17 protein-coding genes are annotated in these 16,593 nt (G+C 29.0%); 14 read left to right on the forward strand and 3 right to left on the reverse strand.

Annotated elements, in window-relative coordinates; all coding sequences use genetic code 11:
* Window positions 1–9: 9 nt before the first annotated feature.
* Complete coding sequence (locus tag KQI88_RS04380; protein ID WP_216415109.1) at window positions 10–444, forward strand: hypothetical protein; 435 nt, start codon at window positions 10–12, stop codon at window positions 442–444.
* An 88-nt stretch (window positions 445–532) separates the two neighbouring features.
* Here KQI88_RS04380 and KQI88_RS04385 read toward each other — a convergent pair whose 3' ends face one another.
* Window positions 533–1,000 carry a hypothetical protein gene (locus KQI88_RS04385; protein ID WP_216415110.1) on the reverse strand — a complete coding sequence of 156 codons (468 nt, stop codon included), beginning with the start codon at window positions 998–1,000 and terminating at the stop codon, window positions 533–535.
* 196 nt (window positions 1,001–1,196) lie between these two features.
* Here KQI88_RS04385 and KQI88_RS04390 point away from each other — a divergent pair, with 196 nt between their 5' ends.
* Window positions 1,197–1,874, forward strand: a complete 678-nt coding sequence (locus KQI88_RS04390; RefSeq protein WP_216415111.1) for a hypothetical protein — start codon at window positions 1,197–1,199, stop codon at window positions 1,872–1,874.
* On the opposite strand, the gene KQI88_RS04395 is transcribed toward KQI88_RS04390, so the two are convergent.
* Window positions 1,840–2,736: a ComEC/Rec2 family competence protein gene (locus tag KQI88_RS04395; RefSeq protein ID WP_216415112.1), complete on the reverse strand. Its 897-nt coding sequence runs from the start codon at window positions 2,734–2,736 to the stop codon at window positions 1,840–1,842. The two genes, KQI88_RS04390 and KQI88_RS04395, sit on opposite strands and share 35 nt — an antisense overlap.
* A gap of 178 nt (window positions 2,737–2,914) precedes the next feature.
* Between KQI88_RS04395 and KQI88_RS04400 the strand changes: the two genes are divergently transcribed.
* From KQI88_RS04400 to holA, 5 genes are all read left to right on the forward strand, one after another.
* On the forward strand, window positions 2,915–3,544 hold the full coding sequence (locus KQI88_RS04400; RefSeq protein ID WP_216415113.1) for a hypothetical protein: 630 nt from the start codon (window positions 2,915–2,917) through the stop codon (window positions 3,542–3,544).
* Window positions 3,545–3,662: 118 nt separating this feature from the next.
* Complete coding sequence (locus tag KQI88_RS04405; protein ID WP_216415114.1) at window positions 3,663–4,943, forward strand: tetratricopeptide repeat protein; 1,281 nt, start codon at window positions 3,663–3,665, stop codon at window positions 4,941–4,943.
* An 86-nt stretch (window positions 4,944–5,029) separates the two neighbouring features.
* Complete coding sequence (locus tag KQI88_RS04410; RefSeq protein WP_216415115.1) at window positions 5,030–5,314, forward strand: hypothetical protein; 285 nt, start codon at window positions 5,030–5,032, stop codon at window positions 5,312–5,314.
* A gap of 85 nt (window positions 5,315–5,399) precedes the next feature.
* Window positions 5,400–6,929 (forward strand): ComEC/Rec2 family competence protein, encoded by a 1,530-nt coding sequence (locus tag KQI88_RS04415; protein WP_216415116.1) that lies wholly within the window; start codon window positions 5,400–5,402, stop codon window positions 6,927–6,929.
* Entirely contained in the window at window positions 6,919–7,953 is a 1,035-nt protein-coding gene (gene holA / locus KQI88_RS04420) for a DNA polymerase III subunit delta (RefSeq protein ID WP_216415117.1), read from the forward strand. The genes KQI88_RS04415 and holA overlap by 11 nt, the downstream gene beginning before the upstream one ends.
* Window positions 7,954–8,045: 92 nt before the next feature.
* Here holA and rpsT read toward each other — a convergent pair whose 3' ends face one another.
* Window positions 8,046–8,309, reverse strand: a complete 264-nt coding sequence (gene rpsT / locus KQI88_RS04425) for a 30S ribosomal protein S20 (RefSeq protein ID WP_212378761.1) — start codon at window positions 8,307–8,309, stop codon at window positions 8,046–8,048.
* Window positions 8,310–8,752: 443 nt separating this feature from the next.
* Here rpsT and gpr point away from each other — a divergent pair, with 443 nt between their 5' ends.
* The 7 genes from gpr to grpE all read left to right on the forward strand — a co-directional run bounded on the left by gpr (window position 8,753) and on the right by grpE (window position 16,580).
* The gene (gene gpr, locus KQI88_RS04430; protein WP_216415118.1) at window positions 8,753–9,727 is read left to right on the forward strand and encodes a GPR endopeptidase; all 975 of its coding nucleotides are present in this window, start codon (window positions 8,753–8,755) and stop codon (window positions 9,725–9,727) included.
* A gap of 79 nt (window positions 9,728–9,806) precedes the next feature.
* Window positions 9,807–11,099, forward strand: coding sequence for a stage II sporulation protein P (gene spoIIP, locus KQI88_RS04435; protein WP_216415119.1), 1,293 nt, complete (start codon window positions 9,807–9,809; stop codon window positions 11,097–11,099).
* Between the two features lie 44 nt (window positions 11,100–11,143).
* On the forward strand, window positions 11,144–11,470 hold the full coding sequence (locus KQI88_RS04440; RefSeq protein ID WP_216415120.1) for a hypothetical protein: 327 nt from the start codon (window positions 11,144–11,146) through the stop codon (window positions 11,468–11,470).
* Between the two features lie 260 nt (window positions 11,471–11,730).
* Window positions 11,731–13,539, forward strand: a complete 1,809-nt coding sequence (gene lepA / locus KQI88_RS04445; RefSeq protein ID WP_216415121.1) for a translation elongation factor 4 — start codon at window positions 11,731–11,733, stop codon at window positions 13,537–13,539.
* Between the two features lie 92 nt (window positions 13,540–13,631).
* Window positions 13,632–14,771, forward strand: a complete 1,140-nt coding sequence (gene hemW, locus KQI88_RS04450) for a radical SAM family heme chaperone HemW (RefSeq protein ID WP_216415122.1) — start codon at window positions 13,632–13,634, stop codon at window positions 14,769–14,771.
* Between the two features lie 100 nt (window positions 14,772–14,871).
* On the forward strand, window positions 14,872–15,900 hold the full coding sequence (hrcA, locus tag KQI88_RS04455; protein WP_212378749.1) for a heat-inducible transcriptional repressor HrcA: 1,029 nt from the start codon (window positions 14,872–14,874) through the stop codon (window positions 15,898–15,900).
* Window positions 15,901–16,013: 113 nt separating this feature from the next.
* Window positions 16,014–16,580 carry a nucleotide exchange factor GrpE gene (gene grpE / locus KQI88_RS04460; RefSeq protein WP_216415123.1) on the forward strand — a complete coding sequence of 189 codons (567 nt, stop codon included), beginning with the start codon at window positions 16,014–16,016 and terminating at the stop codon, window positions 16,578–16,580.
* The last annotated feature ends 13 nt before the right edge of the window (window positions 16,581–16,593 follow it).

Here is a 16,593-nt window from a genome sequence, read left to right on the forward strand (position 1 = left end):
GCTAATTATTTGGAAAAACTTAAAGCTAGGAATGGATTAGCCTATAGTGTAAATCTTGTATTTTTAGTACCTATGAATGAGAATGAATTTCAAAAATTTAATGTATTGTTTGGAAATCTAGTAAATTTTGTTGAAAAGATAAATGATGAAGGTATTATTGTACACTTTACTTTAAACATTAATGAAGAATTGAGCAAATTTGGTGAGTTTAAAGATGTTCCAAGTAAAACAGAAATTAAAAACTATATACCCCTTATTAAAGATAGCGAAGTTTTTTTAAATAGTGATATTAATTTTTTAATTAAAACAATAGAGTTGTATAGAATAAAGGAAAATTTTAATAAAAATTTAGATGTTTCTTTAATTAAATATTTAGAGGAAAAAATAAAAAAATCAATAGATAACCCATATATACAAATAAGAAATCTAAAAATTATTCCTTAAACAAAATAAGACTTAGCACTAGAAAAAATCTAAATGCTAAGTCTTTTAATCATTCTAAAATACATACAGCAGTCAATAATTATATAATTTAGAAAGTATAATCAAAGCCTATACTATCCCAATCATATTCGTCAGCTAGTTTGTTTGGTTCAATAGAGCAATCTTCACCAAATAAAATTATAGTTATGCTTATACGGACAATGATATCTGCTATATTCTCCCAATCATTTTCGGATAAACGATTTAAATCATATCCTTTAGAAAATTCTACACCATGGACTACATCAAAGGATTGTTCTAAGTTAATATTATCTCTTAAGTAGTCCTCAAATGTGTATTCATCCATTGCTATATGGTTTATATTTACAAAATATAAATACTCATCATAGTAATTATATTTAATATTATTATATATTAAATCTTTATCCCTTAATGCCAATGCTTTGATTCCATCATTAATTTCATGAAACCAAATAGGATGAGTTATGGATTGGGCTGAATAATTTTTCTTCTTTTTCTGTGTAATATAATCGTTTAATGATATAACTTTTGCCAAAGTAATCCTCCTAACAGCTTAAAATATCATCTTAAACTATAATACACGTTTAAAGTTTTTTTGACAACATAATAAGCAAATAAAAATGTTTTTTATTAAATCAGATTATTCCATTAAAATATTTAGCAGGAAGTTTGTTATTAATATTGAATTATATATTATTAATTTAAACATATTCAAAAAGGAGGTTTTCATATTGATTCCATTACCACTATATAATATGTCGTATTTAACTAATAAGTATAAGCATATGTCAAAGATAGAAGTGCCTAAAAAAGTTAGTGAAAAAAGTCGCATTGTTTCAAGAGGAACTCTTAATATATTTGAAGGAAAAAACTTAGAAAAATTTGTACAAATGACAATTAAAGGCTTAAATATATATCACTATGATTTTGGGATAGCTTATCCAGCTAATTCAGCGACTTACCCAGTTTTTTTATATCAGATTATTTCTGCTCCTAAGCGAGTTCTTGTTGTAGTAAACTATGCATTTTATAAAAAAGATGAAATAGATAGAATAAAAGGCTTTGATAATTTATTACAATTAGATTTAGAACATTCTGATATGCTAATTAAAACTTTTCAGCCCCAGGATTTTTTAGTAGACGATGTTATTCCTAATGCTTTTAGTGGTTTAGTTAGAACGACAGAAATAGATAAAGCCTATGAAAGGGTATTTAATTTATTTGAGAATTGGTATGAAGGCATAGAATTAAATATTGAATCAAAAAAAGAAGATGCAGCTGATTATAATCAATGGCTATCTAATTTCAAAGAGAAATTTTACAGACAAGACTATGGTTTTACAGCTGCAAAAAAGTTTTTAGGTGAAAAGTGGGCTAAGGAAGTTTTTGAAAACTATCTTTTTTGTTAGATGGCACTTGATTAGACCAAATTTCTATGCCATCGCTTAATAGAATAACAGTCCCTTGAAGATCTGTACGGTAAATAAATGCACTAGCTTCTTCTAAACGTTTTATAACCTCCCTATGGGGATGCCCATAGGGGTTATCATTTCCAAGTGAAATAAGTGCAATTTCAGGGTTAACATAGTCTAAAAACTGCTTAGAAGTTGAAGTGTTACTTCCATGATGACCTATATTTAATACATTAGATCTTAAGACTGCTTTGTCATATGTATTAATTAAGTCAATTTCTGCTTCTTCCTCCATGTCTCCAGTAAATAAAAAGGACTTATCCTTGTAGTCTAGTCTAAAAACTATACTCCATAGGTTTAAATTATCTCCGTAGTCTTTTATTGGGCCTAAAAAATGTAATTTAATATTTTCATCAAATTCAATAAGTTTATTCTGTTGTGGGGCGCTAATGGTAAGTCCTTTAGACTCAATGGTAGTAAATAGTTTTTCAAATGTTGCACTAGTGTGAAGCTTTTTAGGCATAATAATTTTTTCTACTTCAAAATTTTTAATAATTTCTGATAATCCTCCTATGTGATCAGAGTGGGGATGTGTACCTATAATCAAGTCAATTTTATTCACTTGTTTTTTAGTCAAGTAGGCTTTTACCCTTCTTCCTTCAGATTGTTCACCTGCATCTATTAAAATTGTTTTATTATTAGGTGTTATTATTAAAATACTCTCCCCTTGACCCACATCAATCATATGAATGGAGAGAACACCGGATAATGATTTCTCACAAGCGGTTAACGTGAAGAAAACTACAAATAATAGTAAAATGAGTAGGCTAGTAAATTTAAGTTTGTTAGTAGATTTCATGCAAGGGCTCCTTTCTTCTTTTATTAAATTTAAGGTATACTTAGTATCCATACTATCATAATACACAATTATGCCAATACTGGAAACAGTGTACTGTTGTTTGTTATATAAGCAGGAAAAAAGATAACAATATAGAAGTAGCCTTTAAAGAAATAACTTCGAAAATAGAGGTGATTAAATGGATTTCTATGTTCTAGCTAAATGTGTTGATTCTGAAAAAGGAGATATTATTATTGATTTATCAGATAAGGTAATCAAAATATACAAAGCTCTTTATCAGTTGAAGGAAGATCAAGAATATCAAATAAATGAAGATGTATTAACAGCTACAAATTACTTTCAGTGGGATGTAATTAAAAGCTATGAACTTGCTTTTGGCAGAGGGCAAAATGTTAATAAAAATGGATTTCGCTTTTTATCTATTAATGAAAGAGATAGTGTTAGAATTGATAACAATGGATTACTTTATATAAACAATCTTTTTTTTGGAAAGTTTGTAAATAAAAAAGAAGTAGATTTTTTTCAAAGCGAAGGTGTTCACAAATTTAAATTGAAATTAGAGTCTTCGAAAAAAGAAGGTATTAAATTATTAGTTAAAGGGAAAAAGATATATCGTATTTTTACTAGGAGTAAATTAAAAAGTTTACAGGAAGATCTTTTATACGGACAAAATCTTTTGGAATTAATAGAAGAGAAGCCTATTGTTGATGTAAAAAAACAGATGGATAGGATTGAAGCTGACTTAAAGCAAGCGAAGGACTTAATACTAAGAGCTATTGATACATTGACAGAAATAAAAAGGAATTAGGCAATTATGCTCACTCTTTGTTTATAGATTAACTTCATTCTTATACAGGTTAACAAATTGTATTAAGTATAGTAAAATATAAAGTGAGTATTGATTGATCCTGAAAGTGGTGATAGGAATGAAGTTGAATATATTCTTTGCAAGTAATATAGAGAGAATTGAATTTTTAAATAAACAATTAAATATTAAACAAATAAATAATACTGACAATCAAATTTTATTTTCCGAAATAGATGGATTGAATAGTTTAAAATTTAAAAATAACTTTGGAAAAATTCCAGGATATTGGATAGAAGCAGATTTTAGTAAAACTAAAAATGGCAAGGAATTATATGCTCGTTTAATGAGCATAGTTCCTGCTGATAAACGAAATAACAATGTTTTTTATCCTATAACGAATAATTTATCTTTAAGAGAACTACATATTGGTTGGACCAATAAATATAATTTTTCCATAAAAGATTCATGTAAAGATAAATGGAGCTTGTTTTTTAAAGAGTTGAAAAGTCATATGAAATATGAACGTATGGATATTGTGTTTTCAGGATTAAATTTAGCACTAAAATATAATCCGTTTTTTTTAAAAAAGTATAGACGGTATTATCTATTCGAAGAATTAGCCTACTACTATGAAGAAGAAGGAAACTTAACAAAAGCAATTAAATGTTTACGGTTACAAGGTATGTTGAATCCAAAATCAATAGAACCCTATTTAAATATGAGTAGTTTTTATATTATCAATGGTTTAGAGGAAGATGCTATTCAAGTATGTAAAGAAGGTTTGAAGAAAAGTCCACAAGATCAATATTTAATAAGTAATCTGATTATTGCACTTAGTAATATAGGAAACCATAGTTTTGCTCTTATATTTCTAAGAAAAGCATTAGAAAATGACAATGAAAATAAATTACTCTGGAAACTAATGGGCAATATATATTATGAAATTGAGAATAACAAAGATGCTATTAAGTGTTATAAAATGGCATTAAGTATAAAACAAGATAATGATGAGGATATGCCTGGTTTTTATGCTGACCTATATAGTGCTATTGGAGCTTGTTATTTCGAGGAAGAAAAATATGATGATGCGGTTAAATATTATAAGAAGGTATTAATCTATAATAGGAATGATACATATACACTTCTAAGCCTTTCTCAAATCTATTTCTATTACTTAAAGGATATGGAGATTGCTTTTAAATATACTAAATTACTGGTAGATCAAGTTCCAGATAGTGGGTTTGGTCAATATCAATTAGGGCTTATATATTTTGATCAGGGCAACTTCGAAAAATCTAGATGGCACCTATACAAGGCTCGTCGTTTAATGCCTAATTATGGACCTGTCCACGATGCCATTGATATACTAAAAAAAAGTAGCAATTTAGCTAAATACTAAATTAAATTTAATTTAATATATTTTTTCAATAAGGTAAAAATAATAAGGATCCCATTAATAATAATTTAAAGAGAGGTGGAGATCCTTTGTTAAATAGAATATTAGATAGGAGAGTAAGAAAAGATAAAGGATATGACTTATATTTAGAGATACCTGAAAGTGAGTATTTTAACTTCTATGAAGATGTTACAGAAGATGATGCACGTAATATTTTAGATTTATTTTTAGAGTATCATCATGATGATGGAAGGCCACAAAATGTAAAGATTAACTATGATAAAAATAATAATAGTATTAATATAAGAGCAGCTTTAAACTATGAAGCAAATGATCATACAGATCCTAGAATTATACCTGACTATTTAAGGTAAAAAGTATAATTCTTATAAAATCTAAAATGTTAAGAGGGAATTTAATGTAAGTAGAGAAAATACATAAAGATAAGGAGGGATTAAATTGAAACGACCCTTTATCTCTTTATGTATTTCTCTTTTAATCGGAATTGTAGGGGCCTATTTATTAAACTATTCTATTTCTATATATTATGTACTATATGCTACTATAATAGCTTTAGTAGTGCTTTTGTTTTATGAAAGGGTATTTGCAATTTTTATTTTATTAACAGTTGTTACTTTAGGAGCATATCTTTATGGACAAAGTATAGCAGGAGATATACTATTAAATTCTGCCACTTTCAATACCTTAATAAATGTGAAGGTTTTAAAAGAAGGTTCTGTTAAAAAGGGTTTTAGTGAATATGAAGTAGAAATACTAAGTTTATCTACAGATAAAATAAACAAAAATGTTAAGGTGAATAAAAATGCACAATTAAAAATATATCAGTCTTCAGCAAATGAATCTGTACTTAAAGTAGACGATATAATTGAAATTGACCATACAAGAGTTATTAAGCTACTGCAGAATATGAGTGTTAGTAAGCCAAATAGTTATGAACTTTTTTTAAACAGTAAAGGTATTGAGTACATATTAGAAGTAAACTCTGAAAATATAAAAATTAATAGTAATTCATATTGTAAACCTATAGGTATAAGACATATAAGTTATAGAACGAAAATTTATTTGGAAGATTTCTTAAATAGTACTTTAGATTTTGAAAATAGTAATATATTAAAAAGTATTGTTTTTGGTAATCAAGGATACTTATCAAAGGATAAACTTAATGCATTTTCTAAAACTGGAACAGCACATATAATGGCTGTTTCAGGACTACATGTTGGATTAATAGTGATAGTAGTAGATAGATTTTTAAAATTAATAAAGATTGCCAGGAATAATAGACTATATTTTATTGTTGCCATTTTAATTTTTTACGCATACATGGTTTATTTTCCTGTATCTATAGTAAGGGCAGGAATTATGTACATTTTATATGTTATTGCATATTTTTTACAAAGAAGGTATGACGGTATAAACGCTTTATTTTTTATTGCTTTTATATTGTTAATTTATCGACCAATGACTATTTTCTCTATTTCTTTTCAATTATCTTTTATTGCTACTTTAAGTATCTTATTATTAAACCCTATTTTAAATGAAAAACTAAGCAAAAAGATAGGGTTTGTAGGCACATTACTATCAGTTACATTAGCAGCTCAAATAGGAACTTTACCTATTATGGCATATCATTTTAAACAAATATCAATAATATCATTATTAACGAACCTCCTAATTGTACCTATATTAGGTCCTATGCTATCGATAGTATTTGTAAGTGTTTTATTTGGAATTACATCATTTAGGCTAGGTTATTTAATAAATCAAATAACTAATCAGCTTTTAAATTATATAAATTGGATTTCTACAAAATGTGCTATAATACCCTATGGAAGTTTCGAAATTAATGAAGTGAAATTTACATATATATTTGGATACTATATAATACTTGCAATTATTTATTTTATATATAAACAAAAAGAAAAGAGCAATTTTAAGGAAGAAGGGTTAGTGAATACATATGAGTTATAAAGAAATAATGAATTCTATTAAAAAGGATGAAATTAAAAATATATATTTATTTTATGGTGAGGAAATTTATTTAATTAATAATGCCTTGGAAGCATTGAAAGAAAGAATAGTTGATCCTAGTTTCGAACAGCTTAACTTTACAATTCTTGAAGGTAAAGAAATCAGTGTTGAAAAAATAGTAGATGCATGTGAAACACTGCCATTTATGGCAGAAAAAAAATTGATATATGTAAATGGCTTGGATATTTTTCAAGGAAGGTCTAAGATTTTCTCTGAAGAACAGGAAAAATATATTACTGAGTATATTAAACAAATACCTAAAAGCACAACTATTGTTTTTTATGGTGTTTCATCTGTGGATACTAGAAGAAAAATTGTAAAAGAAATTAAAAAATATGGTGATATAGTAGAGTTCGCAAAACTTAGCGAAGAAGAATTTAATAGGTGGATTAAAAAGATATTTAAAACCTATGGTAAATCTATAGGAACTAAGGAGATAGCATGCCTTAAGGGCAATCTGGATTACTTAGGTAGAAATGCATCTCAAAGTCTGTTGGATGTAGAAAATGAAATAAAAAAAGTCATATCATTTATGGGAAAAGAAACAGAACTTCAAGAGATTCACATAGAAAAAATATTAAGCTCAAGTTTTCAAAATGATATATTTAAGCTATTAGATTCCATTGAAAAGCGTAATGCTTCTGAGTCTATTAAAAGATTAAACTATATATTGGAAGATGGAGAGCCTACTTTAAAAATATTAACTACATTAGGAAATCAAATTAAAAATATACTTTCGGCGAAGCTATTACTGGAAGAAGGTTACTCTAGTAAGATGATAGCATCTAAATTAGGTATACATCCATTTGTAGCATCTAAGTGTGCCACACAAAGCAAACAATTTACTATAGAAGGTATAAAGAAGCTTTTAAATAAGTTTTTGGAAGCAGATATAATGATTAAAACAGGAAAGATAGATGAAAAAATGATTGTAGAAATGTTGGTTATGGAAATGTCTAAATAATCTAATGAAAGCAAAAAAGCGTACATTTGTACGCTTGGTTTTTTTATTTGCAAACACTAAGACACGGTTTTTATCAGATAATTAAGGGGCTATTATATTGCTTTGTTTAGCTTTTGAGCAAGTCTAGAAACTTTTCTTGACGCCTTAGCCTTATGAATAGTTCCTTTAGCAGCAGCTTGATGAAGTTTTTTCTCAACAAGTCTTAATCTTGTTTTTGCTTCTTCATAGTTTTCAGCGGCTAAAGCTTCTTCAAATCTTCTGATTGCAGTCTTAAGTTGTGATTTGATCATTCTATTTTGTGCTGTTTTCTTAGCAATAACTAAAATTCTTTTTTGTGCAGATTTGATATTTGCCAACGTGTTCACCCCCTTGTGTGTCATTAACACATGTAATTTTATCAGAAAACCATATAGAATGCAATAGAAAAATTCGTCTAATGCTATTACATTGATTCATAGCCCACTTAAAATTATTCTATTGCTATGCAATACTTTATGTTGCACTGAATTTAAAGCTTAAGCTTTAAAATTCAAGTGCTTAAAATATTACTAGTATTTTATTTCTATAAAAGTCATCAATAATAAAAAGAAATATACTCTCTTGGAGTATAAATAATAAATTTATATTTAATTTATTAACATGAACCAATTAAAATATACATTATTCGATTACTAAAAACATTGTATTATAAATTTTTAGTAATGTATATTTAGAAGTTTTACAATAATTATTGTAAATTTACAGATAATAAGTATTAAGCTAAGTATATGATTATAATTTATGTAAAGAAGGTGGAAATATGTTTCAGCTACGTACAGATTTAGCTTTAGAAGCTAGGGAGATTTATCAGGAAGAAAAAAATGAAGAAATCCCTGGTGTTGCTATTGATAATGAAGAAATAGGAGATGTTATAGTTACAAGAGTAGAAGTACTAGATGATGAGGGCGCACAAATTATTGGAAAGCCAAGGGGGAAATATATTACATTGGAAAGTGCTAGCCTTAGAAAGGCCGATGCAGATTTTAAGGACGAAATGAGCAAGCTGCTAGCAAAAGAGCTTAAAGCTATATTGCCAAAGAAGAATAATATTAAAGTACTTGTAGTAGGGCTTGGAAATTGGGATGTAACACCAGATGCTTTAGGTCCTAAAGTTGTATCAAAGGTGTTTGTTACAAGGCATCTATTTAAGTTATATAATAAAGAAGATGATGTAGATGTTTCTGAGGTAAGTGCTATTTCTCCAGGAGTAATGGGAACTACAGGATTAGAAACAAGTGAAGTAGTAAAGGGAATAGTGGAAAACTCAAGACCAGACATTGTTATTGTTGTAGATGCACTAGCTTCAAGAAAAATGGAGAGAGTTAACTCCACAATACAGATTTCAACAACTGGAATTACACCTGGATCTGGATTAGGAAATAAAAGGAAGGCTTTAGATGAGGGCAACTTAGGAGTACCAGTAATAGCTATAGGAGTCCCAACAGTAGTAGATGCTGCAACTTTGACTAGTGACACAATAGAGAGAGTAATTGATGCTTTTTCTAGACAGGCAAAGGTTGGATCACAATTTTATAATATGTTAAAAGAGTTAAGAGAAGAAGAGAAATATGATTTAATTAGAGAAATTTTAGAGCCATATAGTGCTAATATAATTGTCACTCCAAAAGAAGTAGATGAAATAATTGTTAACCTTTCACAAATCATTGCAAATGGTATAAATATTGCTGTCCATCCAGGAATCGATTTAAAAGATGTTAACCGTTATATACATTAACTATTATTATTAGAGGAATAAAGCACCTATTCTTTTCATAGTTATTTATATAATACTTATGAAAAGGTAGGTGCTACACTTGAGTCATTACAAAAAAAAATTACCAAGAAGTTATTATAACATCATTATTTTACTATTGATTTTGCTAGTTTTATTTTCAATGGTAAGGTTAATATCAAACAAAGAGTCATTAGTTTTAACTAATAACGAAAGTTATCAGAGTGAAGTCTTTAAATTAGATAGAGATGAAAAAGTAGATAATAATTTTTTAATAAAGACACTTCAGCATATGTTTCCAAATAGAAAGGTTGAAAAGCAATATAAACCAGTCTTTTCATTTAAAGAAGTATACACTTCATTTTTTAACAGTATATTTATAATCGATTTTAAGAATCCATTAACTTTTGTACAAGCTCAGTTTCCAGTAGTAATTGCACATCATGAAACCTTGATGGCAAACATACCTCAAAATGATAATTATGAAGAAATAGAAGAGGACTGGTCTAGAGAAATTCATTTTGTTGATTATGATGGTGAAGAAAAAACAGTAACAGTAGATACAAATATTGACTCAGAATACTATATTGATAAAAATGAATTAACTGATCAAGATGATATTGGAGAAATAGAAGAAGGAATATATGTAGTAGGTGAAGAAAGCGTTGTGGATAGTCTAAATCCTATCTCTAATGGAGACTTAGCAAATATACCTAGACCTAAGTCTATAGCTATTGAGAAAGATAAGCCTAGTATTTTAATTTATCATACCCATGGTACGGAATCCTATAACCCAGCAACAGAGGGGAATTTTCATAGTTTAAGAAAGGAATATACTGTAATTGCCGTTGCAGACATTGTTACTAAAGAGCTAGAGAAAAGAGGTTATAATGTAATACATGATTATACATACCATGATTATCCATCTTATAACGGTTCATATGGACGGTCTGTTGTTACAGCTAAAGGTATATTAGAAAAAAATCCATCAATAAAAGTTGTTTTAGATATACACAGAGATGGATACGATAAGATTACTACAAGATCAGATAGATTAAGTTTAATTGAAAATAGCAGAACTAAAATAAATGGTGAGTATGTTGCACGTTTTCAGTTTGTTATTGGTGGTAAAACTAAAAACAGAAAAGAAGTAGAGAGTTTTGCTCATTTTGTTAAAGCTGTAAGTGATAGTAAATACCCTGGTTTTAGTAAAGAACCTTTAGTAAATCGATATGGAAGCTACAATCAATTTTTAACCGATAATGCTGCTTTAATAGAATTAGGAAGCAATACTAACACTATAGAGGAAGCAAAAAAAGCTGGATATTATTTGGCAGATGTTTTGGGTGATGCATTAAAATTATTAGAAGAATAGGTTTAAAAAATATAAAAAAGTCCACAATATTAATGGTGATGTGGATGAGCAGAGTCGAACGTAAAAAAGTAGAAAAAAAATCAAAAAAATATTTTAAAATATGTCTATTTGCACAGATTATCTTACTAATCTTCGGATTGATAGCTGTAGATTTTGAAATAAGAGGAATGTTAGGTATAGATGAGTATAGTTTAATAGGATATAAACAATTAGAAAATGGACAATATATAGTACATATAATGGGCGAGTCTCATTTAGTTGATATGTCAAAGATACAAGACCAAATAAATAAAAGATTTGCAGAATTTGGCGAAGTGACTTATAATATAAAAAAATTTATTGAAAATAAATGGCAAAAAGTATTACAATAAAAATGTCGGATAACCCGACATTTTTTTGATAAAATTTATATAAATATTAAATCTTAAAAATTGTTTATTTATAGCTACAAAATACAAAGCTATTGTGATATAATTGAAAGGATTATGCGATAAAAAAACTAGATTCAGGTGGAATTTTAACTCCATCTGAATCTTAGTTGTACTTATTGCGAGTAGGTAATGCTTGACCTTAGGCTTACAGAAAGCGTGAGCCATACCAATAGATCGAAGATAATTAAGGAGGAAGAGGTATGCCAAGCGATAGACAAAAGAAAATTCGTAATTTTTCCATTATCGCCCATATAGATCACGGCAAATCTACCTTGGCGGATAGACTTATCGAATATACAGGGCTAATTTCTCAAAGAGAAATGCAAAACCAGATGCTAGATAATATGGATTTAGAGAGAGAACGTGGAATTACAATAAAGCTACAAACAATCCGCCTTGTGTATAAAGCAAAGGATGGAGAAGAATATTATTTAAACCTAATAGATACTCCTGGACATGTGGATTTTACATATGAAGTATCCAGAAGTTTAGCAGCTTGTGAAGGAGCTGTCTTAATTGTAGATGCGGCACAAGGTATAGAAGCACAAACATTAGCAAATGTATATTTAGCTCTAGAGCAAGACTTAGAGATAGTACCAGTTATTAACAAAATAGATTTACCAAGTGCTAGGCCAGATGAAATTAAAGCCGAAATTGAAGATATTATTGGACTAGATGCTAGTGAAGCACCTTTAATTTCTGCAAAAGAAGGATTAAATATTGAAGATGTATTAGAATCTATTGTGAAAAATGTACCATCTCCTACTGGTGATGAGGATGCTCCATTGAAGGCATTAATATTTGACTCGTATTATGATAGCTATAAAGGAGTTATAGCTTATATTAGGGTTATGGAAGGCCAAATGAGAAAAGGTATGAAAATAAAAATGATGGCTACTAATAAAGAATTTGAGGTTGTTGAAGTAGGTGCCTTTTCGCCAGGAGCTATACCTATGGAGTATTTATCTGCTGGAGATGTAGGATATGTAGCTGCCAGTGTTAAAGATGTTAGACATTGTCGTGTAGGTGATACAATTACTGATGCATCAAGACCAACATTAGAACCACTACCAGGGTATAGAAAAGTTAATCCAATGGTGTATTGTGGTATTTACCCAGCAGAAGGTGAAAAATATGAAGATATAAGAGATGCACTAGAAAAACTTCAAGTAAACGATGCTGCACTTGTTTTTGAAGCTGAAACATCAGCAGCATTAGGATTTGGATTTAGATGTGGTTTTCTTGGTCTTCTTCATATGGAGATTATTCAAGAAAGATTGGAAAGAGAGTTTAATCTTGATCTTATAACTACAGCACCTAGTGTTATATATAGGGTTACTAAAACAAATGGTGAAGTTTTAATGATTCAGAATCCTGCAAATATGCCTGTGCCACAGGAAATACGTATTATGGAGGAACCTATTGTTAAGACTACAATTATGGTTCCAAATACTTATGTTGGCGCAGTTATGGAATTATGTCAAGATCGCCGTGGTGAAATGAAAGACATGCAGTATATTGACGACACTAGAGTAAATCTTCATTATGAAATGCCTCTAAATGAAGTAATTTATGACTTCTTTGATGCGCTTAAATCAAGGACAAAGGGATATGGTTCTTTAGACTATGAGCTTATAGGATATCGTCAGTCCGATTTAGTTAAACTGGATATTCTGATAAATAGTGAGCAGGTAGATGCATTATCCTTTATAGTGCATGAGAGCAAGGCATACTCTAGAGGTAAGTCTATGTGTGAAAAATTAAAAGATGAAATTCCTAGACATCAATTCCCAATACCACTACAGGCAGCAGTTGGAGCTAAAATAATATCTCGTGAAACTATTAAAGCACTTAGAAAAGATGTATTAGCTAAGTGTTATGGCGGAGATATATCAAGAAAGAAAAAGCTTCTTGAAAAACAAAAAGAAGGTAAAAAACGTATGAGACAAGTAGGAAACGTAGAAGTGCCACAAAAAGCTTTTATGTCTGTACTTAAGCTAGACGATTAATAATATCTACAAGACTAGTAGTATGCCCTAGGGAGTGCTACTAGTTTTATATTATCAGGTAAAACCTAAATGAATTGGTGGTGAATAAAAATATGAATTTAATATCACTATATATACACATACCTTTCTGTGAAAAAAAATGTTACTATTGTGATTTTAGCTCTTATGGTGGAAAGAAACATCTAATTGATGATTATATAACATCATTAAAAAAAGAACTAGTTCTATATAAATCTGTTTTAGAGGATTATAAAATAAGTACAATATTTTTCGGTGGTGGTACTCCATCTATTTTAAGTGGAAACCAAATAGCTGAGATTATGGAGACAGTAGACAAACACTTCTCAATAGAGGATGGTGCGGAGGTTTCTATGGAGGCTAATCCAGGGACTTTGACTTATGATAATTTAAAAACATATTATGAGAGCGGAATTAATCGATTAAGCATAGGACTGCAAGCATGTCAGAATAATTTACTAAGTACATTAGGTAGAATCCACAGCTTTGAGAATTATATAAAAAATTTAGAGGAAGCCAGAAATGCAGGATTTACAAATATTAATACAGACTTAATGTTTTCTCTGCCAGGGCAAAAGAAAAGTGACTGGGAAGAAAGTTTGGAGAAAATTGTATCATTAGAAATACCCCATATTTCAGCATATAGTTTAATAGTTGAGAAAGAAACTCCATTTTATGATTGGGTAAAAAACAGAAAAATTATACTTCCTGATGAAGAATTAGAATTAAAAATGTATCATTATACAATAGAATACTTAGAGAAAAATGGATATAATCATTATGAAATATCTAATTTTGCTAAACCGGGATTTCAATGCAAGCACAATTTAATATATTGGCAGAATAAACCCTACATAGGTTTAGGCTCGGGAGCACATTCTTATTTTAATAAAAAGAGATTTAGCAATGTAAATCAAATAGAAGAATATATTAGCTTATTGAAAGAGAGTAAAGTACCTATAGAAAATGAAACAGATGTTTCAATTAAGGATGAAATTAGCGAAACTATGTTTTTAGGTTTAAGGATGATGGAAGGAGTTTCTATAGAAGAATTTACTAAGCGATTCAATATTTCGCCCTTTGAAATATATAAGTACCAGATTAATAAGTTTAAAGAACAGAATCTACTATATTGGGATGAAAAGCATATTAAACTTACTCAAAAGGGTATTGATCTTTCTAATATTGTTTTTCAAGAAATGTTATTAGATTAATATGAAAAAAACTATTGACAAAAATAAAATGAAATGATATTTTAAAGACAGAATCATTAGCACTCAACAAGATAGAGTGCTAACAATCCGAGGTGGTTCTATGTTGAATGAAAGAAAACTTAAAATACTTCAGGCCATTATACAGGATTATATTGAAACAGCAGAGCCAGTTGGTTCAAGAACATTATCAAAAAAATATGATCTGGGAGTAAGTCCAGCAACAATTAGAAATGAAATGGCTGACTTAGAAGAATTAGGATTTATTATACAACCTCATACTTCAGCAGGGCGTATTCCGTCTGACAAAGGATACAGATTATATGTAGATGAATTTATGTCATTAAAAAAGATGGTGGATATTGAAAGAGATTATTTGGAATTAGACTTGTTTAATAAGGTTGCTGAAATTGAGCAAATATTACAGTATAGCTCAAAGTTATTGTCACAGCTTACTAACTATACAGCTGTTGCTTTAGCACCACAAATAAAGGAAAGTAAATTAAAACATATTCAATTAGTTCCGATTGATACAGAGAATATGTTGGCTGTCATAGTTACAGATAGTGGTATGGTAAAGAAACCTATTATCAGATTAAGTGATCAAGTTAGTAAAAGTAGTTTTCAAACGATGTCCAACTTTTTAAATGATAAACTTCATGGTTTGGCTATTAAAAACATTGAGGCATCATTAATTGAAATATTAAGTGAAGAGTTTATAAATTCTAGTAGCATAATAGATAAAATAATTCCTGAAATATTTCAATCTTTAGATGAAGTTAGTCATATAAATATGTTTTTAAATGGAGCCATGAACATATTTAACTTTCCGGAGTATAATGATATTTTTAAGGCAAAATCCTTTCTAGAGTTGTTAGAAGAAAAGGAACTATTAAGTAGTTTAATTACTTCTTTTAGCAATGAAGGCCTTAGTGTTTCAATTGGAAGCGAAAATATATATAAAGAGGCAAAGGATTGTAGCTTAGTTACAGCCACCTATAAGGTAGATAATACAACTCTGGGCTGGCTTAGTGTTATTGGACCTACAAGGATGGATTATTCTACTGTTGTAAGTGTAATGGCAGAGGTTAGCAAAGTTATTAGTGAATTGCTGAAGAATAGATATAAATAGATAGAATGATGGTGTAAAGTGCTTAGCATTTTACACTTCTATCCATGTTTTGATTGATGTTAATTTTGCTCTTTTACATAAAATTATAATGATAATAAGGCAGGTGGAATATTTTGAAGGATATTAAACAAGAAGAGGTTGAAGGCATAGAAGAAAACAAAGAAACTGCGAATAACAACCTAGAAGCTACCTTGGATGAAATTGAGGAAACAGATGAAAACTTTAAAGATTTAGAAGAGAAATTAGCAGAAAAGACAGCAGAATACGAAGATGTTTTTAGCCAATTTCAGAGACTTCAAGCAGATTTTTCAAACTACAAGAAGCGTGTAGAAAAGGAAAAAGGAGAAATTTATCTTTATGCAAATGAAAAAATTGCATCGGATTTGCTAAATATAATAGATAATTTAGAAAGGGCTATACAGTCCCAAACCGATATCGATGAAGATAATTCTTTATTAGAAGGAATTAATTTAGTATATAAGCAATTAATAGATACTCTAACTAAACATGGAGTAGAAGAAATTGAAGCTTTAGGAAAACCTTTTGATATGAATCTTCATTATGCAGTAATGCAGGAGGAAACAAATGGAGAAGCTAACTGTGTTATAGATATACTCCAAAAAGGTTATAAAATAAATGATAGAGTATTAAGGCCAGCAATGGTTAAAGTATCAAGATAAAGTATAAAATAAT

The organism is Alkaliphilus flagellatus (genome assembly GCF_018919215.1).
Taxonomy (GTDB): domain Bacteria; phylum Bacillota; class Clostridia; order Peptostreptococcales; family Natronincolaceae; genus Alkaliphilus_B; species Alkaliphilus_B flagellatus.